Source organism: Pseudomonas sp. TZ252, assembly GCF_056110345.1.
The window spans coordinates 1,248,348-1,272,698 of sequence record NZ_CM148566.1; the positions used below are offsets into that span (position 1 = coordinate 1,248,348).

The 24,351-nt window shown below is 64.5% G+C and carries 22 protein-coding genes and 1 tRNA gene; 12 read left to right on the plus strand and 11 right to left on the minus strand.

The genetic code is table 11. The features are described 5' to 3' along the window. Positions 1-154: 154 nt before the first annotated feature. The 3 genes from ampE to ACYAF3_RS05785 all read right to left on the minus strand — a co-directional run bounded on the left by ampE (position 155) and on the right by ACYAF3_RS05785 (position 3,960). Positions 155-991 (minus strand): regulatory signaling modulator protein AmpE, encoded by an 837-nt coding sequence (ampE, locus tag ACYAF3_RS05775; RefSeq protein ID WP_003110342.1) that lies wholly within the window; start codon positions 989-991, stop codon positions 155-157. Further along, positions 988-1,554 (minus strand): 1,6-anhydro-N-acetylmuramyl-L-alanine amidase AmpD, encoded by a 567-nt coding sequence (gene ampD, locus ACYAF3_RS05780; RefSeq protein ID WP_003094640.1) that lies wholly within the window; start codon positions 1,552-1,554, stop codon positions 988-990. The genes ampE and ampD overlap by 4 nt, the downstream gene beginning before the upstream one ends. 150 nt (positions 1,555-1,704) lie before the next feature. Next, entirely contained in the window at positions 1,705-3,960 is a 2,256-nt protein-coding gene (locus tag ACYAF3_RS05785) for a DUF1631 domain-containing protein (protein WP_031756845.1), read from the minus strand. A 285-nt stretch (positions 3,961-4,245) separates the two neighbouring features. Here ACYAF3_RS05785 and nadC point away from each other — a divergent pair, with 285 nt between their 5' ends. Continuing rightward, entirely contained in the window at positions 4,246-5,094 is an 849-nt protein-coding gene (gene nadC, locus ACYAF3_RS05790) for a carboxylating nicotinate-nucleotide diphosphorylase (RefSeq protein ID WP_003116246.1), read from the plus strand. 52 nt (positions 5,095-5,146) lie between these two features. Here nadC and ACYAF3_RS05795 read toward each other — a convergent pair. From ACYAF3_RS05795 to ACYAF3_RS05805, 3 genes are all read right to left on the minus strand, one after another. Further along, a tRNA-Thr gene (locus ACYAF3_RS05795) sits at positions 5,147-5,222 on the minus strand. Positions 5,223-5,274: 52 nt separating this feature from the next. Further along, on the minus strand, positions 5,275-6,588 hold the full coding sequence (locus ACYAF3_RS05800; protein ID WP_223697243.1) for an O-antigen ligase family protein: 1,314 nt from the start codon (positions 6,586-6,588) through the stop codon (positions 5,275-5,277). Positions 6,589-6,745: 157 nt separating this feature from the next. After that, the gene (locus ACYAF3_RS05805) at positions 6,746-7,210 is read right to left on the minus strand and encodes a pilin (protein ID WP_023129290.1); all 465 of its coding nucleotides are present in this window, start codon (positions 7,208-7,210) and stop codon (positions 6,746-6,748) included. Positions 7,211-7,440: 230 nt separating this feature from the next. Between ACYAF3_RS05805 and pilB the strand changes: the two genes are divergently transcribed. The 5 genes from pilB to yacG are packed head-to-tail and all read left to right on the plus strand — an operon-like array spanning position 7,441 to position 12,040. Further along, positions 7,441-9,141, plus strand: a complete 1,701-nt coding sequence (gene pilB, locus ACYAF3_RS05810; protein WP_003107297.1) for a type IV-A pilus assembly ATPase PilB — start codon at positions 7,441-7,443, stop codon at positions 9,139-9,141. 3 nt (positions 9,142-9,144) lie between these two features. Beyond that, a complete protein-coding gene (locus ACYAF3_RS05815) occupies positions 9,145-10,362 on the plus strand; it encodes a type II secretion system F family protein (protein WP_003161763.1) in 1,218 nt (405 codons plus the stop codon). Next, on the plus strand, positions 10,363-11,235 hold the full coding sequence (pilD, locus tag ACYAF3_RS05820) for a type IV prepilin peptidase/methyltransferase PilD (RefSeq protein WP_023084740.1): 873 nt from the start codon (positions 10,363-10,365) through the stop codon (positions 11,233-11,235). After that, on the plus strand, positions 11,232-11,843 hold the full coding sequence (coaE, locus tag ACYAF3_RS05825; protein ID WP_003112838.1) for a dephospho-CoA kinase: 612 nt from the start codon (positions 11,232-11,234) through the stop codon (positions 11,841-11,843). The genes pilD and coaE overlap by 4 nt, the downstream gene beginning before the upstream one ends. Beyond that, entirely contained in the window at positions 11,840-12,040 is a 201-nt protein-coding gene (gene yacG, locus ACYAF3_RS05830) for a DNA gyrase inhibitor YacG (RefSeq protein WP_003094656.1), read from the plus strand. The genes coaE and yacG overlap by 4 nt, the downstream gene beginning before the upstream one ends. 36 nt (positions 12,041-12,076) lie before the next feature. On the opposite strand, the gene ACYAF3_RS05835 is transcribed toward yacG, so the two are convergent. The 4 genes from ACYAF3_RS05835 to ACYAF3_RS05850 all read right to left on the minus strand — a co-directional run bounded on the left by ACYAF3_RS05835 (position 12,077) and on the right by ACYAF3_RS05850 (position 13,970). Beyond that, positions 12,077-12,286, minus strand: coding sequence for a hypothetical protein (locus ACYAF3_RS05835; RefSeq protein ID WP_003094660.1), 210 nt, complete (start codon positions 12,284-12,286; stop codon positions 12,077-12,079). Between the two features lie 105 nt (positions 12,287-12,391). Continuing rightward, positions 12,392-13,081 carry an energy-coupling factor ABC transporter permease gene (locus ACYAF3_RS05840; protein ID WP_003103868.1) on the minus strand — a complete coding sequence of 230 codons (690 nt, stop codon included), beginning with the start codon at positions 13,079-13,081 and terminating at the stop codon, positions 12,392-12,394. Next, positions 13,078-13,548 carry a hypothetical protein gene (locus ACYAF3_RS05845; RefSeq protein WP_003094664.1) on the minus strand — a complete coding sequence of 157 codons (471 nt, stop codon included), beginning with the start codon at positions 13,546-13,548 and terminating at the stop codon, positions 13,078-13,080. Before ACYAF3_RS05845 ends, ACYAF3_RS05840 begins: the two co-directional genes overlap by 4 nt. Beyond that, positions 13,545-13,970, minus strand: a complete 426-nt coding sequence (locus tag ACYAF3_RS05850) for a GNAT family N-acetyltransferase (RefSeq protein ID WP_009875877.1) — start codon at positions 13,968-13,970, stop codon at positions 13,545-13,547. Before ACYAF3_RS05850 ends, ACYAF3_RS05845 begins: the two co-directional genes overlap by 4 nt. A gap of 132 nt (positions 13,971-14,102) precedes the next feature. Between ACYAF3_RS05850 and ACYAF3_RS05855 the strand changes: the two genes are divergently transcribed. The 4 genes from ACYAF3_RS05855 to ACYAF3_RS05870 all read left to right on the plus strand — a co-directional run bounded on the left by ACYAF3_RS05855 (position 14,103) and on the right by ACYAF3_RS05870 (position 16,745). Then, positions 14,103-14,732, plus strand: a complete 630-nt coding sequence (locus tag ACYAF3_RS05855; RefSeq protein WP_003094668.1) for a DUF1780 domain-containing protein — start codon at positions 14,103-14,105, stop codon at positions 14,730-14,732. Beyond that, positions 14,729-15,178 carry an MOSC domain-containing protein gene (locus ACYAF3_RS05860; RefSeq protein ID WP_003094670.1) on the plus strand — a complete coding sequence of 150 codons (450 nt, stop codon included), beginning with the start codon at positions 14,729-14,731 and terminating at the stop codon, positions 15,176-15,178. The genes ACYAF3_RS05855 and ACYAF3_RS05860 overlap by 4 nt, the downstream gene beginning before the upstream one ends. A gap of 25 nt (positions 15,179-15,203) precedes the next feature. Continuing rightward, on the plus strand, positions 15,204-15,374 hold the full coding sequence (locus tag ACYAF3_RS05865; RefSeq protein ID WP_003094672.1) for a DUF3094 family protein: 171 nt from the start codon (positions 15,204-15,206) through the stop codon (positions 15,372-15,374). A gap of 63 nt (positions 15,375-15,437) precedes the next feature. Next, positions 15,438-16,745, plus strand: a complete 1,308-nt coding sequence (locus tag ACYAF3_RS05870; RefSeq protein ID WP_003112837.1) for an NAD(P)/FAD-dependent oxidoreductase — start codon at positions 15,438-15,440, stop codon at positions 16,743-16,745. 39 nt (positions 16,746-16,784) lie between these two features. Here ACYAF3_RS05870 and zapE read toward each other — a convergent pair whose 3' ends face one another. Beyond that, positions 16,785-17,876, minus strand: coding sequence for a cell division protein ZapE (zapE, locus tag ACYAF3_RS05875; RefSeq protein ID WP_105579166.1), 1,092 nt, complete (start codon positions 17,874-17,876; stop codon positions 16,785-16,787). Between the two features lie 548 nt (positions 17,877-18,424). On the opposite strand from zapE, the gene ACYAF3_RS05880 reads away from it, so the two are divergent. Both ACYAF3_RS05880 and tpsA4 read left to right on the plus strand, forming a co-directional pair. Then, positions 18,425-20,062, plus strand: a complete 1,638-nt coding sequence (locus ACYAF3_RS05880; protein ID WP_003120951.1) for a ShlB/FhaC/HecB family hemolysin secretion/activation protein — start codon at positions 18,425-18,427, stop codon at positions 20,060-20,062. Between the two features lie 48 nt (positions 20,063-20,110). Further along, positions 20,111-24,310, plus strand: coding sequence for a two-partner secretion system exoprotein TpsA4 (gene tpsA4 / locus ACYAF3_RS05885; RefSeq protein ID WP_105579167.1), 4,200 nt, complete (start codon positions 20,111-20,113; stop codon positions 24,308-24,310). Positions 24,311-24,351 lie beyond the last annotated feature (41 nt).

The following is a 24,351-nucleotide window of genomic DNA, read 5'->3' on the forward strand; positions in this document are numbered from 1 at the left end:
GATGCCGCCGCGTGGCGACATTGACGCACGGAGTCCGCTCGGTAATGGCCTTTCGAAATCATGCGGACACGTTCACCTGTGTACCCGATATCGGCCTGGTGTTCTGTAACTTAAGGTTAACGGGGAATCGCAGGCGGATTCCCCGTCGCTGCGCTCAGAGGAACAGCGCGCAGAAGGCGAACACGGCGTACCAGAGCACGGCCGCACGCACCAGCAATTGCCAGAGCGCATCCAGGCTGGCGACGCCGGCGGCACCCAGTTCGACCGCTTCGACATCGCTGGCGACCCGTCCGGCCTTGCCCAGCAGCGCGGCCGCCGAGATGTCCCAGGCCAGCAGCCAGTGCAGCAGCACGCGGATAACCGCGAGGAAGTTGCCGACCAGGGCGAAGCTCAGCACCAGCGCACGCACCGGCAACCAGTCGAAGATATGCCGGACGCGCGCCGCCTGTTCGCGCAACGCCGGCTGGCGGGCGTGCTCCAGCGCCAGTGCCAGCAGGCGATAGGCCAGGGCCGCCACCGGGCCGAGCAAGGCATACCAGAAGATCACCGCGAAGAAGCTCTGGTAGCCCTGCCAGAGCAGATGGCCGTGCACCCGGCCGATCAGGTCGCTCTCGCTGCCGCCCAGGATCCCCAGATCGCGTTCGGCGACATGGAAGGCAGCCTGGGCCTCCTCGCGCCGCCAGGCGTCGCGGAACGGCCCGAGGTCGGCCATGACGTCGCCGCGGCCGAGACTGTAGACCACCACCAGAAGATGCAGCGGAAGGCTCAACCAGCCATAGGCCAGCGGCTGCAGCAATGTCAGCAGCAGGGCCAGCGGCAGCAACGGCAGGACCACCGCGAGCAGCAACCCCAGCCAGGAGCGGCGGGACACCGAGGGCAGATCCTCGACCAGGCCCAGCCAGGCGAGCCAGGCGCCATCGCGCTGGATACGCCGGCGCCAGCCGGAGAACTTCTCCAGCGCAAGGGCCAGCAGCAACACCAGGAACGTCATGTTTCCTCCTTGGAATCGGTCAATCCGGCGCGGTAGCGCGACCAGTCGAAAGCCTCGCCGGGATCGGTCTTGCGCTCCGGGGCGATATCGCAGTGGCCCTGGATGCGTTCCGGGGTGATCGCCGGGAAGGCCGCGCGCAACAGCCGCGTCAGCCCGGCCAGGGCAGTGTACTGCGCGTCCGTGTACGGTTCCGTGTCGGTCCCCTCCAGTTCGATGCCAAGGGAGAAGTCGTTGCACGCCTCGCGACCGTCGAAGCAGGAAACCCCGGCATGCCAGGCGCGGTCGTGGCAGGAGACGAACTGGGTGATGGCGCCGTCGCGTTCGATGAGGAAATGCGCGGAAACCGTCAGGTGGCGGATCTCCTCGAAATAGGGATGTTCGTTCGGGTCCAGGCGATTCTGGAAGAACGCCTGGACCTTGCCGGTGCCGAACTGTCCCGGCGGCAGGCTGATATTGTGGATGACCAGCAGCGACACCGCGTCCCCTTGCGGACGCAGGTTGAAATTCGGTGAAGGGCAGTGGCGGACGCCACGGACCCAGCCGGTAACGGAATCGAAATGCATACGGGCTCCTGAACGAGCCCCCACTCTAATCCAGCGGTGCCGGAATGACGATCAGGCGGGCTCTGGATCGGCCGCTTCGACATGCGTCGAGGAAAGGTATTACCCGCAAGAACGAAAAGACCCGGCATCCGCCGGGTCCTCGAGAAGCGGCTAGGCGCCCTTGAGGCGCCGCAGGTTGCCGATCACCGACTCCAGGGCCCGGTCGAACAGCAAGGCATCGTCCAGCAGGCGTACCGCCTGCCGGCGAAACTCCACCGCCAGGCCCATGCGGGTCTTTTCCAGGACCTTCATCCCGGTGCGATTGACGAAGATGTAGCGACCGGTGGGCCGGATCACTGCCGCCAGCTTGCAGCGCAGCTTGTGCTCGGCGTCCTCCTGGATCTCCACCCAACTGCCGACACGCAGCGCATCGACCCGCAGCAGTGCCTCGTCGTTGTCCGGCAGGCGCACTTCGCTCTCGACAGGCGCCGGGGCGGCGTCCGGCGAGGTCAGGACGATTTCCTCGACCACCCGCAGCATGACCGGCACCCGGGGCTTTTCCGCGGCCGTGCCCGGGGTCGCTTCGTCGAGCAGGGGGCTGTCCGCGACCGCCGCCTCGCCGCGCTTGTCGCGCTGCAGGCCCTGGACATGCAGGGTTTCCAGCTGGCTGAAGAATTCACCGGTGGAAAACGGATCGAAGGCTGCGCTGGCCAATCCCTCGCGCAGCGCCTTGAGCAGGCCTGGCACGCGCTCCAGCAACTGTTGGCGGGACAGCGGATCATCATGCGGGCCGACGCTCCAGATCAGCTCGTCCATGGTATCCAGGGCCTCCCGCCACTCGGCCGAAGCCTTGCCATGCTTAAGGCAGATCAGCAGCATCACCTTGCTCCAGGCATCCCGCAGCAGGCGCACCACCACCTCCGGCAGGACCTTGCCGAGCAGTCGCTGGTTCAGCACCTGCTCCACGTCCTGCCGAGCCAGTTCGGCCTTGGCGCGGCCTTCCTCGGCGTCGCGGGTGCGCTGCTCGAGGAGCTCGCTGCGGCGGCGCTCGTCGCCGGTGAAGGCAATGAAGTCCTCCAGCAACTCGGCGAAGATCGCCGGGTCGTCGACGAAGTCGTTCAACAGCCGCATCACGACCTGTTCGATCTTCTGGTACAGGCTGTCGCGCCGGGCATCATTGTGTTCGGCCCAGCCCAGCGACGCGGATGCGATCTCGTTGAGCAGGCGACGCGCCGGATGGCTACCGCGGCTGAAGAAGGTCTTGTCGAGCAGGGCCACCTTGAGCATCGGGATCTGCATCCGACCGATCAGGGCCTTCAGCGAATCAGGCAGGGTGCGGTCGTCGAGAATGAATTCGAACAGCATCGACACCAGGTTGATGACGTCATCGTCCACCTGGCCGACCACCCGAGAACGGCCGCTCTTGTGGCTGACCCGCTGGAGCAGTTGATCGACCCCGTCGCGGACGTCGAACTCCGCGGCGCCAGGGCCCGGCAAGTGCTGTTGCAGGTGGGAAAGCAGGCGCATCAGGTCGTTGCTGGAAATCGGCGCGGCATTCTCAGGCGTTTCGCGACGGTAGAAGGAAGGATTGTCGCGGACCTGCGCCAGCAGTTCCTGCAGCGCGCCGAAGACTTCCTGCTGGCCGCCGTCGAGCAGCGCAGCCTGTGCCTGCAGGGTCCCGGCATCGCGTACCGCTTCGGGACGGACAGCGGGCTGACGCCGCGGCAGCGCGGATTTGAGTTCCGGCAGCACGCCCGCAGCGACCAGGATCTGGTTGGCCTCGGCGTACAACTGGTCGCAATGGGCCAGGACGTACTTCTCGAACAGCTTGAGAATGATCAGCTTGACCTTGATCTCGACGCCGAGCCCCTGGCAGGCATCGAGGAAAGCCGCGGTCAGCGGACGCGGAGCGAGGGGATTGCTCTTCTCGTCGACCTTCCGCCCGACCAGGGTGTTCAGGCGGGTGCTCAGGTGGGCCAGCGCGGTGGCATCGCGGCTCATCACCCGCGCCACCATCGCGTCCACCGCGACGGACTCCTCCAGTTCCTCGTTCTGTACCAGGCTGAGGCTGTCGAAGGACACGGTATCCAGGGTCGGCACGGATTTGCCGGACTGTACCTGGTTGAGCGCCGAGAACTCCTCGAAGACCTTCTGCAGGTAGACCCGCTCGATACTCTTGCGCTTGAGGCGCAGGTCGCGCATGGCTTCGAAGAAAGCGTTCTGTTCGAGGTTGCTGGTGGCTCGGTCGGCCATTTCGAAGAGGGTGTCGTCGGCGTTGTCGAACAACGCCTGCAACGCCTGTTTCAGCTGCAACGCCGCCTTGTCGCGCACCTGCACGAGGATGACCGGCAGGCGCCCCGCTCCGGCGTTCGGCGACGGCTCGGAAGCGACCCTGGTCAGGTGCACCACATTGGCATCGTTCTGCATCGGGACTCTCCTGCCACCCTCGCGGCCGCGCATGGAATGGCAAAAATCGGGCACAGAGGATCGATTGGCGTCGTCCGTAACGTCAATTTCCAGGCGTCAAAAACAAGTATCTACATTCATTATAGAGATACTTTCAAATCTAGATAGAGGGTTTTCCTATAGACATGACTCTCTTCACACAAGCGAAGGCCGATGAATGGCGGCCGTCCCGACCGGCGCCCAGGCAGGCACAGACGCCGTCCGCTGCGCTCCGTATAATCGCCCGATCTCGTACAGGAGCCCGCCATGCCTAACCTCACCCTTGCCGACCTCCAAGGCGAAATCCAGGCCAACGTCCGCACCGCCCTGGCGGAAGACGTCGGCGGCGGCGACCTTACCGCTCAGTTGATCGATCCACAGCGCGAGGCCGAGGCCCGGGTGATTACCCGCGAGCACGCCACGATCGCGGGCCGCGCCTGGGTCGACGAGGTCTTCCGCCAGGTCGATCCCCGAGTGCTGGTGACCTGGCAGGTGGAGGACGGCCAGCGAGTCGAGCCGAACCAGATGCTGTTCCAGCTAAAAGGTCCGGCCCGCGCCCTGCTCACCGGCGAGCGCAGCGCGCTGAACTTCCTCCAGCTGCTTTCCGGTACCGCCACCCGCAGCCAGCACTACGCCGACCTGGTCGCCGGCACCGCGGTGAAGCTCCTCGACACGCGCAAGACCCTGCCCGGCCTGCGCCTGGCGCAGAAGTACGCGGTCACCTGCGGCGGTTGCCACAACCATCGCATCGGCCTCTACGATGCCTTCCTGATCAAGGAAAACCACATCGCCGCCTGCGGCGGTATCGATCGGGCAATCGCCGAAGCCCGGCGCATAGCACCCGGCAAGCCGGTGGAAGTGGAAGTGGAGAACCTCGATGAACTGCGCCAGGCGCTGGAGGCCGGCGCCGATATCGTCATGCTCGACGAACTCAGCCTGGACGACATGCGCACCGCCGTCGCCCTCACCGCCGGCCGTGCCAAGCTGGAAGCTTCCGGCGGAATCAACGAGAGCACCCTGCGCAACATCGCCGAGACCGGCGTCGACTACATCTCCATCGGCACCTTGACCAAGGATGTCAGGGCCGTCGACCTGTCCATGCGCCTCACCCTCTGAACGAATCGCAGGCAATAAAAAGCCCCGCCGAAGCGGGGCTTTTTTATGCGACTGGTGCCGGATAGAGGAATCGAACCCCCGACCTTCTCATTACGAATGAGCTGCTCTACCGACTGAGCTAATCCGGCGGCGCGGGGAAGGTATCACTCGGCACAGCCGGATTTCAACCGATATTCCCCCTCACATGGGAATCCAACCCTGAATCCAGAAACGTGGCGCCTCACCGCCGCCGTGGATTTCCAGGTAGCGCTCCTCGGCCGCGGTCAGCCCCGGCACCTCGAGCAGCAGCACGCGCCCCAGCACGACAATGACAACGACAGCCAGGCCCCGACAGAGCCAGCGCTGTGCGGGGGACGGCGCGACCGGCTTCGACCAGCGTGCCATGGCGATGCCTACCAGCAAGGCCAATACGGTCTGGGTGAAGGGCATGACGAACACGCCGTCCACCTGGGCCAGGACCAGGACCGAAACGAGGGCCAGCCACAGTCCGGCATCCATCGGATCGCCCTGTTCACGCAGGTAACGCGCGCCGCGAAGCAGACCAAGGATCATCAGCCCAACCACCAGAAGGCCAGCGACCCCACCCCATTCGGCGAACCATTGCAGCAGCATCTGGTGCGGGTGGGCACCGACGCTATTCGGCACCGCCGAAAAATGCATGGGCCCGACCCCAAGCAAAGGATGGGCTACGAACATGCCCCAGGCATCTCGCCACAACACGTCGCGCAGAGACAGACCACTGCGCATACCGGACATGAGGGTCATGTCGATACCGAGCCAGGTCGGCAAGGCAACCATTAGCAGGAAATAGAGCGCCAGTCCGACGAATACCGCGGACAACTGGACGATCAAGAATCGGCGCCCCACGGGGCCGATCCAGCAAAGCGCGAGATGCGCGACGGCGAAACCCAACCAGAGCCCGCGCCCAGCCAAGGCGAAGGAGATGCACCACTGGATGGCCAGCAGCAGCATGACAAGCCAGGACAGCCTGAACCGCCCGGTCTCTCGCAGGTACAACCCCAGCGCAGCCATCAGCGGCAGCAGCATGGCCTGGAACTGCCCCATGGTCCGGACGTTGGAAAAGCCGCTGAGCAAAACCCTGGGATTCAACTCACGGAGTCCGCTGACGAAGGCCGCGAGATAGGAAAGCAGGAACTGGTAGCAGAAGAACCCTCCCAACACGACCAGCCCCCAGATAGCGGCACGGCGAACCCACTCGGGACTGACGGAAATATTGAAGGAGAACAGCATCAGGCCGGAGAATACCGACCACTCCTTGAGCGCCCAGGAAGAATTATCAGAAAGAAAGGAGGAAAAAACACCCAGCCCGAGAGTCAACAATAGAGCGGCAAAAACCTTTCGCCTAATAAGCGAAGAAGGAAAATACAAGAAAAAAAACAGTGACGAGCCACTCAGCAACAGCAACTGGAATATGCGTTGCTGGTCGTGCCAGTTCGGAGAAACCCCATAATGAATTACAGTCGATAGCAGCATAGCCGCTATCAGGGATAGCAGTGCAAGCCCTACGAAAGAAGGCAAAGCAGTCCCGTCTTGCCAGATCACTCTTGTTCGATTCATCGCGAGTCCATAATGAAAAAACCCCGCAATGCGGGGTTTTTTCTTTTACCACTAGACCAGACCGAAAAGCCTATTAGGATTTCGGGCAATTGGCCGGAGCGTAGTTGGCTTTCCAGTTGGTCGGCGAACCAGTGATGCCGCAGGTCCATACTCCTTTATCATCACGCTTGACAGTGATGACAGCGCCAGCAATACCTTTACCAGAAGAGCGGCCCAAGGTACCAGAAATCTCCGGAGTTGCGGTATCAGCTTTGTCAATCTTGATCTGCCCCTTACCGTCACCGGTAAGCAGAGTAGAACTGGTAAAGCCAAGATCATACTCATCGTTTTTGGGAGAATCGTTGGAAACGAGCTTCTTGCCTTCCAGAATCGCCGACTCCGCAGCGGTCTTCAGCGCGCTGATTTCACTCACGGCACGGGTCACCTGGGTACGGGCGGTGTAGTCCTGGTATTGCGGGATGGCAATGGCGGCCAGGATGCCGATGATCGCGACCACGATCATCAGTTCGATCAGAGTAAAACCCTTCTGAGCTTTCATGAATATCTCCATGTGGTATGTATAGGCCAAACGCCTTCCCCCTCCAAAGCAGGTTGCATGCCAACCTTTCAAACTCCCTCCTTTCGCAACTCTTGCGGGGACTTCGAAAGTGTTCCGCTCTCCCCTGCCGGCAATATGTGACACTTTTTGGCATCTCGGAATCGTCGGTTTGGCAGCCTTTGGCATCTGCGTTATAAGTCTCGCTCCAAGCCTTCTTCAGATGTTCCCCAATGAACGATTCCACGCCTCTCAGCGGCCTTGCCAAGCAACTGGTCCTGAACGAACTCCTCGACGAAAAGACCGCCCGCCAGGCCCAGGTGCAGGCCGCGCGCAACAAGCAGTCGCTGGTCAGCCACCTGGTCCAGGCCAAGCTGGTGCAGAGCCGGGCGCTGGTCGAGGTGGCCGCCGAGCAGTTCGGCATCGCCTATTGCGACCTGAACAGCCTGGATCGGGAAAGCATTCCGAAGGATGTCATCAGCGAGCGCCTGGTCCGCCAGCACCGCGTGTTGCCGCTGTGGAAACGCGGCAACAAACTGTTCATCGGTCTCTCCGACCCGACCAACCATCAGGCGGTCACCGATATCCAGTTCAGCACCGGCCTCACCACCGAAGCCCTGCTGGTAGAGGACGACAAGCTCGGCGTAGCCATCGAGAAGCTTTACGAGGGCGCCATGGACGCCCTCGGCGACCTCGGCGATATCGATCTCGACGGGGTCGATGTCGGCAAGGCGGAAAGCGCCAGCCAGGACGACGGCGGCGACGATGCCGAAGACGCCCCCGTGGTGCGCTTCGTCAACAAGATGCTGCTCGACGCCATCCGCGGCGGCTCTTCCGACCTGCACTTCGAGCCCTACGAAAAGACCTATCGGGTGCGCTTCCGTACCGACGGCATGCTCCACGAAGTGGCCAAGCCGCCGATCCAGTTGGCCAGTCGTATCTCTGCTCGTCTCAAGGTAATGGCCGGCCTGGATATCTCCGAACGACGCAAACCGCAGGACGGACGGATCAAGATGCGCGTATCGAAGAACAAGTCCATCGACTTCCGCGTCAACACCCTGCCGACCCTGTGGGGCGAGAAGATCGTGATGCGGATCCTCGACTCCTCCAGCGCGCAGATGGGCATCGACGCACTGGGCTACGAAGAGGACCAGAAGGAACTCTACCTGGCCGCGCTCAAGCAGCCACAGGGCATGATCCTGGTCACCGGCCCCACCGGCTCGGGCAAGACGGTTTCGCTGTACACCGGTCTGAACATCCTCAATACCACCGACATCAACATCTCCACTGCCGAAGACCCGGTGGAGATCAACCTGGAAGGCATCAACCAGGTCAACGTCAACCCGCGCCAGGGCATGGACTTCTCCCAGGCGCTGCGCGCCTTCCTGCGCCAGGACCCGGACGTGATCATGGTCGGCGAGATCCGCGATCTGGAGACTGCCGAGATCGCCATCAAGGCGGCGCAGACCGGGCATATGGTGATGTCCACCCTGCACACCAACAGCGCCGCCGAGACCCTCACCCGCCTGCTGAACATGGGTGTGCCGGCGTTCAACCTGGCGACCTCGGTGAACCTGATCATCGCCCAGCGCCTTGCGCGAAAACTCTGTTCGCACTGCAAGAAAGAACACGACGTGCCGAAGGAAACCCTGCTTCACGAAGGTTTCCCGGAAGAGCTGATCGGCACCTTCAAGCTGTATTCGCCTGTAGGCTGCGAAAACTGCAAAGGCGGTTACAAAGGTCGCGTCGGTATTTATGAAGTGGTTAAAAACACCCCCGCCCTGCAGCGGATTATCATGGAAGAAGGCAACTCCATCGAGATCGCCGAGCAAGCCCGCAAAGAAGGCTTCAACGATCTGCGCACCTCAGGCCTGCTGAAAGCCATGCAGGGAATCACCAGCCTGGAGGAAGTCAACCGCGTGACCAAGGATTAATCCATGGCGGACAAAGCGTTAAAGACCAGTGTCTTCGTATGGGAAGGCACTGACAAGAAAGGCACCAAGGTCAAGGGCGAGCTGTCCAGCCAGAACCCGACCCTGGTCAAGGCGCAACTGCGCAAGCAGGGCATCACGCCGGTCAAGGTCCGCAAGAAAGGCATCTCCCTGCTGGGGGCGGGGAAGAAGATCAAGCCTATGGACATCGCCCTGTTCACCCGCCAGATGTCCACCATGATGGCCGCCGGCGTGCCGCTGCTGCAGTCGTTCGACATCATCAGCGAAGGCTTCGACAATCCGAACATGCGCAAGCTGGTGGAGGAGATCAAGCAGGAAGTCGCCGGCGGCAACAGCCTGGCCAACTCGCTGCGCAAGAAGCCGCAGTACTTCGACTCGCTCTACTGCAACCTGGTGGACGCCGGCGAACAATCCGGCGCCCTGGAAACCCTGCTCGACCGGGTCGCCACCTACAAGGAAAAGACCGAGGCGCTGAAGGCCAAGATCAAGAAGGCCATGACCTACCCGATCGCGGTGATCGTCGTCGCCATCATCGTTTCGGCGATCCTACTGATCAAGGTGGTGCCGCAGTTCCAGTCGGTGTTCGAGGGCTTCGGCGCCGAACTGCCGGCCTTCACCCAAATGGTCATCAATATCTCCAACGTGCTCCAGGAATGGTGGCTCCTGGTACTGCTGATGATGGGCGGCGCCGGCTTCCTGCTGAACCACGCCTACAAGCGTTCGGAGAAGTTCCGCGACGCCACCGACCGCACGGTACTGAAGCTGCCTATCGTCGGCGCCATCCTCTACAAATCCGCCGTGGCACGCTACGCGCGGACGCTGTCGACCACCTTCGCCGCCGGCGTGCCATTGGTGGAAGCCCTCGACTCGGTTTCCGGCGCCACCGGCAACGTGGTGTTCAGGGACGCGGTGGGCAAGATCAAGCAGGACGTGTCCACCGGCATGCAGCTGAACTTCTCCATGCGCACCACCAACATCTTCCCCAGCATGGCCATCCAGATGACCGCCATCGGCGAGGAGTCGGGCGCGCTGGACGACATGCTGGCCAAGGTCGCTGGCTTCTACGAGCAGGAAGTGGATAATGCCGTGGACAACCTGACCGCCCTGATGGAACCGATGATCATGGCGGTCCTCGGGGTCCTGGTCGGTGGCCTGATCATCGCCATGTACCTGCCGATCTTCCAGCTGGGCAACGTCGTCTAAATGACCCTCCTCGACTACCTGGCCAGCCATCCGCTGGCCTTTGTCTTGTGCGCCATCCTCCTTGGCCTGCTGGTCGGCAGCTTCCTCAACGTCGTCGTGCATCGCCTGCCGAAGATGATGGAGCGCAACTGGAAGGCCGAGGCCCGCGAAGCGCTCGGGCTGGAGCCGGAACCCAAGCAGGCGACCTACAACCTGGTGCTGCCGAATTCGGCGTGCCCGCGCTGCGGCCACGAGATCCGCCCCTGGGAAAACATCCCGCTGGTCAGCTACCTGGCGCTGGGCGGCAAGTGCTCGTCCTGCAAGGCCGCCATCGGCAAACGCTACCCCCTGGTGGAACTGGCCACCGCCCTGCTTTCCGGCTACGTCGCCTGGCATTTCGGCTTCACCTGGCAGGCGGGCGCGATGCTCCTGCTGACCTGGGGCCTGCTGGCGATGAGCCTGATCGATGCCGATCACCAACTGCTGCCGGACGTGCTGGTGCTGCCGCTGCTCTGGCTGGGCCTGATCGCCAACCATTTCGGCCTCTTCGCCAGCCTCGACGATGCGCTGTTCGGCGCGGTGTTCGGCTACCTGAGCCTGTGGTCGGTGTTCTGGCTGTTCAAGCTGGTGACCGGCAAGGAGGGCATGGGCTACGGCGACTTCAAGCTGCTGGCCATGCTCGGTGCCTGGGGCGGCTGGCAGATCCTGCCGCTGACCATCCTGCTGTCGTCGCTGGTCGGGGCGATCCTCGGGGTGATCATGCTGCGCCTGCGCAACGCCGAAAGCGGCACGCCGATCCCTTTCGGTCCCTATCTGGCGATTGCCGGGTGGATTGCTTTGCTCTGGGGTGATCAAATAACCCGGACCTATCTGCAATTCGCCGGATTCAAATGACCCAACCCTGGATACTAGGCCTCACGGGCGGTATCGGCAGCGGCAAGAGCGCAGCCGCCGAGCATTTCATTTCCCTCGGCGTCCACCTGGTGGACGCCGACCATGCCGCCCGCTGGGTGGTGGAGCCGGGGCGTCCGGCCCTGGCGAAGATCGTCGAACGCTTCGGCGACGGCATCCTCCTGCCCGATGGCCAGCTCGACCGCGCCGCCTTGCGCGAGCGGATCTTCCAGGCGCCGGAGGAACGGCGCTGGCTGGAGCAATTGCTGCACCCGCTGATCGGCGCGGAGATCGTCCAGTACCTGGCCAGGGCCGAATCGCCCTATGCCATCCTGGTCTCGCCGCTGCTGGTGGAGTCCGGCCAGCGCCAGATGACCCACCGCGTGCTGGTGGTGGATACCCCGGAACATCTGCAACTACAGCGCACCATGCTTCGCGACAAGGTCTCCGAGGAGCAGGTGCGCTCGATCCTCCAGGCCCAGGCCCGGCGCGACGAGCGCTTGAAGCACGCCGACGACGTGCTGGTCAACGACGGCGACCTGTCCCACCTGCAGCGTGAAGTCGAACGACTGCACGCCTTCTACCTGACCTTGCGAGGAGGCCGAGCATGAGCCAGCCCCTGACCGTGGAGTGCCCGACCTGCGGCGCGCCCGTCGAATGGAAAAGCGACAACAAGTACCGCCCCTTCTGCTCCGACCGCTGCAAGCTGATCGATCTCGGCGCCTGGGCCGCCGAGGAACATGCGATCCCCGGCGACACCCTGGAAGACGACATCTTCTCCGCCGACCTGCCGCCTCGCGAGCATTGAACGCAACGGGCCAGCCAATCCGGCTGGCCCGTTCCTTCAGGGGCGCATGAAAGCGTAGTCGCGCTGGTCGTCGAGATTCTCCGCAAGAAACTGCAGTTCGCTGGCCAGGTCGCCAGCATCGCGCTCCGCCCGGTTCAGTTCGACGATTGCGCTGAGCAACGCGCGCAGGCGCATTGCCCGGTCCGCCTCGTCGCTCTTCGACAGCAACTCTCGCAGGCCCTCTCGGGCCCATTCATGGACACCCATGTTCCGCTCCTCACCTGGGAAAACGGCAGGATCGCGGCCGGCTTCGTCCGAAACACTGACGCAAGTCAGCCGCTGCCCGCCATGAACCTGGCGAATGACTGGTCATCAGGGCTTGCGCTCTTCGTCCTTCCAGGGCGCCTGCAGGTAGCGCGTGCGATTGAAGGTTTCCAGCCACTCCGGGTAGTAGACCACCAGGCCGGTGATCACCGTGCCGTTGATGAAGGCCTCGGGGAACATGATCAGCCACAGGTAACCGGCGAAGTCCTCCAACCAGGGCGGCATCGGGAAAAGGCCGTCGATCCAGACCACGCCAAGGCCGAGCAGCAGGACCACCACCGCGGTGAGGGCCGCCGGGAAGAAACCGCAGCAGAAGATGTAGACGAACAGGTTGCGCGGCTGGCGCTTTTCCACGAACAACGCCGCCAGCTCCGCGATCAGCGCGGGGATCGCCACCAGCAGCACGCCGTTGACGCCGATCGCCAGCCAATCCTGGCGGCCGAGCAGGCACAAGCCCAGTTGCGCCACCAACCCCACCACGATCGCCAGCGGCCAGTCGAGCAGCAAGGTGACGGCGGTCATGCCGATGAAATGGAAGGACAGCCCCGATTCGAAGTCCCGGCGCACCAGCCAGAGCAGGAACAGCCCGAGCATGGTACCGAACACCAGGTGCTGGCGGCGGGTATCGCTGACCAGCTCGACCCAGGGCGCGCGCCAGGCAGCGAGCAGCAGCACCGGCGCATAGATGGCCCAGCCCAGTTCCAGGCTTTCCGCCGACAGCAACTCGGCAGCGATCACGGCTGCAGTTGTTCCAGGGCGATGCGCAGGGCCACCGGCGAATCCAACTGGCGGGTTTCCAACACGCGGCGCTGCTCCAGCCTGACCCAGAGGACCTTGCCCTCGTCCGAGGCATAGCGAGAAGCGATGGCCGCGTCGCGATCGAGCAGCACCGGATAACTGTAGTCACGCATGGCCGGCACCGCGAAAAGCCGGGAAATCAGCGCCGGCATGCGGCTGATGTCCGCCAGGAACAGCGCGTGGCGCGCCTCCAGGTAGCCCTTTGGGCGTTCCGCCAGCGCCGCCTTGACCAGCTTCGAGCCGTCCATGTCCCGCGCCACCAGCAGGACCCGGGTGGAGTCGTCCAGCGAGTGCGCCTTTTCGAACTGGTCCTGCAACGTCCAGGGCTCCAGGGTGGAGCCCTTCTCCACGGCCAGCGCCAGGCCGGGCAGCAGCATGCCCAGCAGAACCCAATGCAATCGTTTCACGCGTGTCCCTCCCGAGTGGAAAATACCTGGATGTCCTTGCGCCGCTCCCAGCCCGACTGGGCTCGCCAGAATGCCTGTGCCTCCTCGGCGGCATCCAGGACGAAGACATGGGATTTGCCGATCCCCTCCCTCGCCAGGCGTGCCAACACCTCGTCGAGCATCCGCCGCGCCAGCCCCAGCCCTCGATAACCGGGATCGACCACCAGGTGCTGGAGGTAACCACGGCGACCGTCATGCCCGGCCATCAGGCAGGCGATCACCTCCCCTTCGGTTTCGACCAGCAGGCTCAGCCCGGGGTTGCGTTGAAGGTAGGCGAGGAAGAAGGGATAGGCGTCCTCCGCACGGAGGCGGATACCTGGCGTTCGCGACCATAGCGCGAAGAGTGCCGGGTGATCGGCGGCGATGACGCTGCGAAGTTGCATCGGAACGGCTCCGGCCCAAGGGAAACGGCAGTGTACACCGAGCCTCGCCGCTGGCGCGCTCCGGGACGGATTGTCGCGGCCGGAGCGCCTGTGGGCTGGAAAGCGGGCCCGCCGGCAGACTAAGCTGAGCCCATGAACGAAGCGGATTATCTGCGCCTGCTCACCCGTCAGGCCGAACAAGCCAACGACTTCCTCTCCAACGCACGTAAATGGGACCGCGAGCGCTGGGTCTGCCAGCGCTTCCTCGAGGCCCTCAACGTGCCCTATCGCCAGGAGGATTTCGCCGCCCCCGGGGAACAGCCGCCGGACGTCCTGTTCAAGGGTGCCGGCTTCGAGGTGTTCTTCGTCCTCGATGAAGGTCGCCGGCTGAACGAGGAGTGGCGCGAGGAACTGACCCGTCGCCGCCAGGCCGTCAGCCTGCGCCAACTGATCCGCCGCGAAGAGCGGCCACAACGGATCGCCGCCGCCGAGCTGCAGGCACGGCTGGCGCCAACCCTGCGCAAGAAGGCGCACAACTATAGCGAGCGCGGCATCGACCACGGCGAACTGGACCTGCTGGCCTTCGTCAACCTGAAGCGCGCGGTGCCCGATTTCAATACGCCCTTCCCGCCGCCCACCGAATACCTGCGCCAAGGCTGGCGCTCGCTGTCGATGGTCGGTCCGACCTTTGCCCGGGTGCTCTTCGCTCACTCCGGCGCCCCCGAATTCCTGCGCGCCAACCTCGGCCGCAGCATCCTGTTCGACGCCGGGGTAGGCCTGTGAGCGAAGGGCGGGTGAAGTGGATCGGCGTGCGCTCCGGCAGCCGCGCGCCGATCCAGGAACTGGAGGCGGTGGAGGCACGGCGCGGCCTGGGACTGACGGGCGACCACCCGCACCCGCCGCGCCAGGTCACCCTGGTGCAATGGGAACATATCGAGGCCCTCGGTACCCTGCTGGGCAGGCCGCTGTTGCCCAACGAGATGCGCCGCAACATCGCCGTCGCCGGCATCAACCTGCTCAGCCTGAAGGACCGTCGCTTCCGCCTCGGCGGCGCGCTGCTGGAAACCACTGGCTGGTACCAACCCTGCGGACGCCTGGAAAAGCACATCGACCACCGCACGCTGAAAAGCGTGCGCGAACAGGGCGGCATCACCGCGCGGGTGATCGGCAGCGGAGTGATCCGCCTCGACGATCCGCTGGTGATCGAGCCCCCTGTCTGTCTAGAATGACCGACATCGAAAACGGAGGCCTGCCATGTCCAGCCGACTGAGCCCCGAAGACCAGCAGAAGGTCGAGCAGTACCTCGCCTCGCCGCTGCACCAGGTCGAGCGTGCGCCGTTCCGCCCGTGGTTCCTGATGTTCGTCCTGCTCGCCGTGGTCATCGGCCTGGGCCTGCTCAGCCGCCTCCTCAGCTACCTGGCCTGAGTCGTCCGGTCGAGCCACGCTCCCGACGACCGCCTCACGGAATTCCCACTATGAGATATCCACATGTCCCATCGCATCGTGATCGTCGGCGGCGGCGCCGGCGGGCTGGAGCTCGCCACCCGTCTCGGCCGCACCCTGGGTAAACGCGGCAAGGCCCAGGTCACCCTGGTCGACGCCAACCTCACCCACATCTGGAAACCCCTGCTGCACGAAGTCGCCGCCGGCTCGCTCAACTCCTCCGAGGACGAGCTGAACTACGTCGCCCAGGCGAAGTGGAACCACTTCGAATTCCAGCTCGGCCGCATGCAGGGCCTGGATCGCGCCGGCAAGCGGGTCCGCCTGGCCGCACTGGTGGACGAGAATGGCGTTGAACTGGTTCCCGAGCGCGACATCGCCTACGACACCCTGGTGATCGCCGTCGGCAGCACCACCAACGACTTCGGCACCGAGGGCGCTGCGGAACACTGCATTTTCCTCGATACCCGCGCCCAGGCCGAACGCTTCCATCGCCAGCTGCTCGGCCAGTACCTGCGTGCGCATACCGGGCACGACGCGAACAACAACGCAGTGAGTATCGCCATCATCGGCGCCGGCGCCACCGGCGTCGAACTGGCTGCGGAACTGCACCACGCTGCGCAGATGCTGGCCGCCTACGGGCTCGACCGGATCCGCCCGGAAGACCTGCACATCAGCCTGGTCGAAGCCGGCCCACGGGTGCTGCCGGCGCTGCCCGAGCGTATCAGCCAGCCAGTGCACCAGACCCTGAGCAAGCTCGGCGTACGGGTGATGACCGGCTCCGCGGTGAGCAAGGTAGATGCGGACGGCCTCTGGACCGGCGACGGCGAGTTCGTCCCGGCGACGCTCAAGGTCTGGGCGGCAGGCATCCGGGCTCCGGCCTTCCTCAAGGAACTCGACGGCCTGGAAAGCAACCGTATCAACCAACTGGTGGTCCGCCCGACCCTGCAGACCACCCGCGACGACGACATCTTCGCCTTCGGCGACTGCGCCGCCTGTCCCCAGCCGGCGCAACCGGGAGAGCAACCGCGCAACGTGCCGCCGCGCGCCCAGGCCGCGCACCAGCAGGCCTCGCTGCTGGTGAAATCGCTACGTGCCCGTCTCGAAGGCAAGCCGCTGGGCGAATATCACTACCGCGACTACGGTTCGCTGATCTCGCTGTCGCGCTTCAGCGCGGTCGGCAACCTGATGGGCAATCTGATGGGTAGCGTCATGCTCGAAGGCTGGCTGGCGCGGATGTTCTACGTATCGCTATACCGCATGCACCAGATGGCGTTGTACGGTCCGCTGCGCACCGCGATGCTGATGCTTAGCGGCCGCCTGCGCAGCACCGAGCCACGCCTCAAGCTGCACTGAGCCATTACGCCCCGTTTGCCGTCGGCGCGGGGCGTTCCTTCAACAGCGAAGCTGGCGCAACTGCGCCAGCCGACTGGCGGTACGCTGCATGTCCGCAGGCAGGTCGCTGCCCTCGACCAGGTCCGGCAGCGCCTTTTCGGCACTCAGGAAAAAACGCCGGTCATTGTCGTAAAGGACGTCGACGAGATTGATGAAGCGCTGCTGGGCGGCGACCGAACAGCGCGCCATCGGCGGTACGCCCTCCAGCACCCAGGTAGAGAAGCGTTCGCCGAGGGCAAGGTAGTCCATCACCGCGGTTGGCGCCTCGCAAAGGTCGGCGAAGGCGAACCACACCAGGTCGCCGCACACCGCGCGCGCCTGCAACGTCCTCGCGCCGCTTTGCAGGGTCACGCGTTGCGAGGGCTCGGGCGCGGACAAGCCCAGCTCGTCCAGGCAAGCGCATGAGGCTGGCCAGCAATACCCGCCGCTGGCATAACCGGAAGCGATCTCCTGCCGCGGCGAAATCGTCCGGTAGTCCCGGGCGCCGGCTACTTCCAGCACTTCCATGCGCGTCTCGATCAACCGGATCGCCGGCAGGAAGCGTTCGTGGTAGAGCGGATTGGGCAGCAGTTGCCGCAGCGCGTAGTTGGAGGTGCAGACCAGGGTGATCTTCCTGCGGAACAGCTCCCTGAACAGGCGTGTTATCAGCATCGCGTCGCCAATGTCGTGGACATGGAATTCGTCGAAGCAAAGCAGCCGGCAGTCTCCTAGCAGTTCGTCGAGCGCACCGCCCAGGGCATCGGGCCGCCCCTGGCGGCGGAACATGCCGTCATGAAGCCGGCGAAAGAACGCATGGAAATGCGTCCGGCGCAGGCCCTGCAAATCGGCGCTGCGAAAGAAGCCATCCATCAGCCAGCTCTTGCCGCGCCCGACCGGCCCCCACAGGTAGAGGCTGCGCGGCGCTTGCCGGAATAGCGACGGACCTCGACGCAAGCGCTCCGCCAATCGATCGAGATGAAGAATGGCATTGCCCTGGGCTGCGTCCAGCACATAGCCGCGCCGTTGCGCCTCTTGGTGGAAATAGCGGGCTACGGGCGTTTTGGGCTTGGTGCCGGTCATGGGTGAACGCCGCGAAAAAGAACCGAAAGACACACGCCGTTGATGCTCAGCCTGAGAGGGACCGTAAACCGAGACGGAATTCTAGCGCTGCGTCCTGCCCATGCTCCAGCCGCCAGATCGAACGGCGGGCGATAGTCGGACAGGCCCTTTGATCATGACCGCCACGGTCGCGATACGGAATCGCGCTCAGCCGCTACTTCCGCCCCACTGTTTCCGCCGCTTCCGCAGCCGAGCCCGTTATCACCGGAGTTTTTTCCTACAGCAGTCCTCCCAGTCCCCTACGAAAACCAAGAAGTTCTACCGGCCAACGCCAGAAAACTACGATTGTCGCCGTTTCAGCCTCGCCCCAGGCTATCGCCCACTCGATTCTCCGCCTTGAAACCGATCGTTCTGCGACATGCCTGCGGATATCGGTTTCTTTTCCCTGCAAGAACCGCGCTCCGGGCCGATTGACCATGCATCCAGCTTTTCCGCGTAACCAGGCTAGCCTTTCTTTCCCGCCGCCCTCCCCAAAGCCTTCCGGCAGTTCCACTTCGATCGTTCCATCCCTCAGGGCCGGACCGCTGCTCCGTACGGGCCTCATGGGAATGGCCATGCTGTCGTCCGGCCTTGCCAGTGCCGCCCCGGATGCGGGGCAGGCGCTGCGTGACGTGGAAAGCCGACGCCTGAACCTGCCCGCGCCGGTGGAACTGGACGCCGAGCGCCCCAGCCCCGAGGACGGCGTATCACGGGCTGCCGAAGAGGGCGGCCCGACGGTGCTGGTCAAGCGCTTCCAACTCAGCGGCAACAGGCAGTTCGACGATCGACGCCTGCTGGCGCTCCTGCACGACCTGCCGGGCCAGGAACTCAATCTGAGCCAATTGCACGCCGCCGCCGCCCGCATCGGCGATTTCTATCGGGAAAAGGGATATGTGCTGGCGCGCGCCTTCCTCCCGGCACAGGAAATCCAGGATGGAACGGTACGCATCGAAGTGCTCGAGGGGCGCTACGGCAGGATCGAACTGCACAACACGTCCCGAACGCTGGACCGCGTTCTACTCCGCCCCTTGAGCGCACTCGAACGAGATACCGCGGTCCAGGGCTCCGAGCTGGAGCGTGCGCTTCTGCTCCTGAGCGACATTCCCGGCCTCCAGGCCAAAGGCACCCTGCTGCCGGGCCAGGCGCAGGGAACCACGGACTTGCGCGTCGAGGCCCGCCCCGGCCCGCTGGTCGGCGGCAGGCTGGAGGCAGACAACTATGGCGGCCGCTACATGGGGGAATATCGCCTGGGAACCACCCTCGACTTCAACAGCCCGCTGCGACTGGGCGACCAGGCGAGACTGAGCCTGCTGGGCAGCGATCGGCACCAACGCTACTACCGTGCAGCCTATCAACTGCCCCTTGGTTCCCGAGGCACGCGCATCGGACTGGCCCACGCCGAGACGACCTATCGACTGGTACGCGACTTCTCGCGCCTGGACGCCCATGGCCGGGCCATTACCGACAGTCTGTTCGTCAGCCAGCCCCTGCTGCGTAGCCGCAGCTTAAGCCTGTCCACCCAGTTGCAATATGAAAACAAGCGACTTCGCGATGACCAGGAGCGTACCGGGAGGCATAGCCGCAAGGAGATCCGCCTGTGGACCGCCAGCATCAGCGGAAACGCCCAGGACCGCTTGTTCGGCGGTGGACAGAGCGGCTTCTCGCTGGCCTATGCCCACGGCCAGCTCGCCATCGACTCCGGCGAAGAGCGGCTGCTGGACCGCTACACCATCGGTACCGCCGGCAGCTTCGACAAGATCATGCTCAACGCCGTACGCCTGCAGCACCTGGGCGACCGCCTGCAGTTGTTCGCCCAACTCAACGCCCAGTGGAGCGGCGGCAACCTCGACAGCGCGGAACAGTTCGACATGGGCGGCCCCTACGGCGTTCGGGCGTTCCCCCTGGGCAGCTACAAGGGCTACGGCGACGAAGGCTGGCAAGCCAGTGCGGAGCTGCGCTACAGCCTGGCTCCGGGCTGGCAGCTGAGTTCGTTCGTCGACCAGGGCGCGGTGAAATTCCTCAAGCACCCCAACACCACGGAAGGCAATCGCAACCGCATGGCCGCCGTCGGCAGCGGCGCAACCTGGTACGGAACGGATCACCAGGTCAGCCTGACCGCCGCCTGGCCCCTGAGCCAGGAAAACAACATCGAGCCCGAGCGCACTCCCCGGCTGTGGTTGCAAGCGACCCGCTACTTCTGAGCAAGCTCCCGCCCGCCATGCCGGCGGGCCCCACTGAAAGGAAAAGCCATGAACAAGAGCTATACGCTGGTCTGGAACCAGGCCACAGGCTGTTGGAACGTCGCAAGCGAAGGTACCCGTCGGCGCAGCAAGAGCGGACGCGGCAAGGCGCTCGTAGTCGCCGGAGCGTCACTGCTCGGCCTGTTCTGCCAGGCCCCCGCCTTCGCCCTGCCCAGCGGCGCCACGGTCGTTTCAGGCGATGCCGGATTCCAGACATCCACCGATGGCCGGCATATGGTCATCGACCAGCAGAGCCACAAGCTGATCACCAATTGGAACGAGTTCAGCGTCCGTGCCGATGAGCGGGTCAGCTTCCACCAGCCGGGCCAGGACGCCGTCGCCCTGAACCGGGTGATCGGCCGCAACGGCAGCGATATCCAGGGGCGGATAGATGCCAACGGCAAGGTCTTCCTGGTCAATCCCAACGGCGTGGTCTTCGGCAAGTCCGCCCAGGTCAATGTAGGCGGCCTGGTGGCTTCCACCCTGGACCTGGCCGACAGGGACTTCCTCGCCGGCAACTACCAGTTCTCCGGCGACTCCGGCGCAACCGTAAGCAATGCCGGCAGCCTGCAAGCCAGCGAAGGCGGCAGCATCGCCCTGCTGGGCGCCCGGGTCAGCAACGACGGCGTGATCCAGGCGCAACTCGGCGACGTGGCCCTGGGCGCAGGCCAGGGCATCAACCTCAATTTCGACGGCGACGGCCTGCTCAACCTGCAGGTGGACAAGGGCTCGGTCGACGCTCTCGCACACAACGGCGGCCTCATCCGCGCCGATGGCGGCCAGGTGCTGATGAGCGCCCGCAGCGCCGACAGCCTGCTCAAGACCGTCGTCAACAACCAGGGCACTCTCGAGGCCAGGACGCTACGCAGCGCGGAAGGACGCATCGTCCTCGACGGCGGCGAACAGGGGACCGTGCGGGTGGCCGGCAAGCAGGACGCCAGCGCCATCGGCGGAGGCAATGGCGGCCTGGTGCTGAACCAGGGCGCGAACGTCGAGATACAGCGAACCGCGCAGGTGGACACCCATGCCGACCAGGGCGCAACCGGCACCTGGAGGATTCTCTCGCACGAGGTCAGCGTAGCCGCTGTCGGCCAGGCAAACGCTGCCGGTGATGGTTCCGGCCAGGTCCATGTAGCGCAGGGCCCAGCCGGGGCCAATGCGTCCGATAGCAACGGCGTGACCATCGTTCAGCTGCAGCCGGCCGTCGACCTCGCCGCCGGTGCCAACGGTACCTCCGCAGTGCAGAGCCAGAGCGGCGCCAACATCGGCTCGGGCGCCAGTGGCATCAGCGTCGTGCAAAGCCAGAATGGCGCCAATATCGGCGCCGGCGCGAGTGGCATCAGCGTCGTGCAGAGCCAGAACAGCCCCAACATCGGCTCGGGCGTCAATGGCGTGACTGTCGTGCAGAGCCAGAACGGTGCCAATATCGGTTCGGGCGCAAGTGGCATCACCGTTGTGCAAAGCCAGAATGGCGCAAATATCGGTTCAGGCGCGAGTGGCATCAGCGTCGTGCAGAGCCAGAGCGGCCCCAGCATCGGCTCGGGCGTCAATGGCGTCACAATCGTACAGAGCCAGAGCGGTGCCAACATCGGCCCCGGCGTCAGCGGAATCGATGTTGTCCAGACCCAGACTCTCCCCAACCTGAGCCCAGGCGCCAATGGCTCCAGCATCGTCCAGGTCCAGACGCTACCCGATATCGCCGCCGACGCCGGCAATGTGCATGTCGTGCAGGTCCAGACCGGCGGTAACAAGGTCTTCGGCAACTCCGCCACCAACGTCAGGTCACGTACCGTTCAGGCCCGGAGTAGCGAGAATGTCGGTTCCGGCCTGGCGAATCCAAGCAGCGCGGGAAAAGGCCCGACGTTGCATGCCGATACCCTGGCCCGCAACCTTTCCACAAGCAACGTCGAAGTGGTCGCCACCCGGGGCAACGCGCATGTCGGCGCGCCGCTGTCCTGGGACAGCGGCAACGGCCTGACGCTAACCGCCGAGCGCGGGGACCTCAGGATCAATGGCGCGCTGACGGCCCAGGGAGAAAACGCCAGCCTTACTCTCAATGCCGGGCAGCGCCCTCTCCGTATCGACAACAGCCTCTCTCTCACTGGCCAGGGAGCCCGGGTCGAATTCAATTCGGACAAGGGTTATGCCCTGGCCGAAGGCACCCGGATCACCCTGTCCGGCAAGAACGCAGGATTCCGCGCCAATGGGCGGGACTACAGCGTGATCCAGGACCTGCAGCAGTTGCGCGGCATCGATAGGAACCTGGGCGGCAGCTATGCCCTCGGCAATCGAATCGCAGGCGGCCATTCCAGCTTCCTGTCGATAGGCAACGCCAGCGCCTTCGGCGGTACCTTCGACGGCCTGGGCAACACCATCGATAATCTCGCCGTCTACGGCACCGGCGCCTACTCCGGCCTGTTCAGCGTCAACCGGGGCACCCTTCGCAACCTGAACCTGGAACGCATTTCCGCCGATGGAGCACAGGCCACCCACTACAACGTCCAGGTCGGTAGCCTGGCCGCCGTCAACCTCGGTCGCATCGACAATGTGAACGCCAGCGACATCCGTATCGCCGCGGCCTCGCAGCTGAACAGCCTCGGCGGGCTGGTCGCGCTGAACCTGGGCAGCATCGACAACGCCAGCGCCAGCGGCACGCTGGTCGGCAACCGCCACACCTATGCTCTGGGCGGACTCGCAGCCGAAAACATCAGCACAGCCAGGGGCGTGGCCAGCATCTCCAACAGCCGGGCCGATTTTGCCATCTCCGGCCAGTTGAAGGACCATGCCAGCCACTACGGCGCGGGGGGCCTGGTAGGCAGGAACCGCGGCGGCCTCATCCGCAGCAGCGGCAGTCAGGGAACGCTGTCGCTGAGCGGTCACGGGATGAACCTGGGAGGACTGGTCGGATACAGCTCCGCCGGCGGACTGGCGGACGTTTCCGCCTCCGTCGACGTCTCAGGCAACGGACAGCGCGGCCTGTACGGTGGGCTCATCGGCCTCAACGTAAATAGTGGTATTGCCCACGCCACGGCCAGCGGCAAGGTCCGGGGCACAGACGCGGAAGCACTGGGCGGGCTGATCGGCCGGAACCTGAACGCGGCCATCAACAACGCCAGCGCCCATGGCGATGTGAGCCTGCAAGCCGGTCGCTACCTGGGAGGCCTGATCGGCCACAACCAGGCAGGCAACCTGGCCAACGTCAGTGCCAGCGGCAACCTGAGTGGTGGGTCGCTGCTCCAGGCCGGCGGCCTGATCGGTCTCAACGCCAATGCCTCGCTGGTCAATGCCTCCGCCAAGGGCAATGTCGCTACCCGCGGAGCAGAAGCGGTTGGCGGTCTGCTCGGAGAAAACCTGTACGGCTCCGTCATCAACGGTTCCGCCAGTGGCGAAGTCACCGACGGCAGCGGCAAAACCCTGGGTGGCCTGATAGGGTCCAACCTCGGCGGCAATCATTCCAACCTGAAGGCCTCCGGGTGGGTAAACGCAGGGGCGAACAGTGACGTGGGAGGGCTGATCGGCCACAACCGGGGCGGCAACCACAGCACCCTGGCGGCATCCGGCAATGTCACCGGGGGCAAGGGCAGTCGCGTCGGCGGACTCGTCGGCTATAACGATGCCGCCTCGCTGACGAACGTCTCGGCTTCGGGCAACGTCAGCGCCAGTGGTTCCAGGGCCATCGGCGGGTTGATCGGCAGTGACCTGCGAGGTTCGCTGATGCTCGCCAGCAGTCATGGAATCGTGAACGACAAGACCGGCCACAACCTGGGAGGGTTGGTCGGCCGCGGTGAAAACACCTCGATCCGCTCCGCCAAGGCCAGCGGTGCGGTGGGCGGAGGCGCCGGGATCAGGGCCGGCGGACTGGTCGGCTCCCTGGAGGGCTGGCAGGCTCTCATCCTGGGGGCCTCGGCCGGCGGCGATGTGACGGCGGGCTACGATAGCTATATTGGCGGGCTGGTGGGCTTCAGCACCGCCACCATCAGCGGCGCTTCCGCTTCCGGCAAGGTCGGAGGCTCGGGTCTGCTGGGCGGCCTGGTCGCCTGGAACCAGGGGAATGTCATGGGTTCTTCGGCCAGCGGCAGGCTGGAGCCACAAATCCCCAACCAGATCCATGGCGGACTGATCGGCATCAATTTTGGCTGGCAGTCCTGGAACTCGGTATACGGGGCTGCGGCGACCGTTCCAATGATAGGTCGCCACTACAACCTGTGAATCGATTCTCCCGGTACCCGTACCGGGAGGCTTCCTGTTCG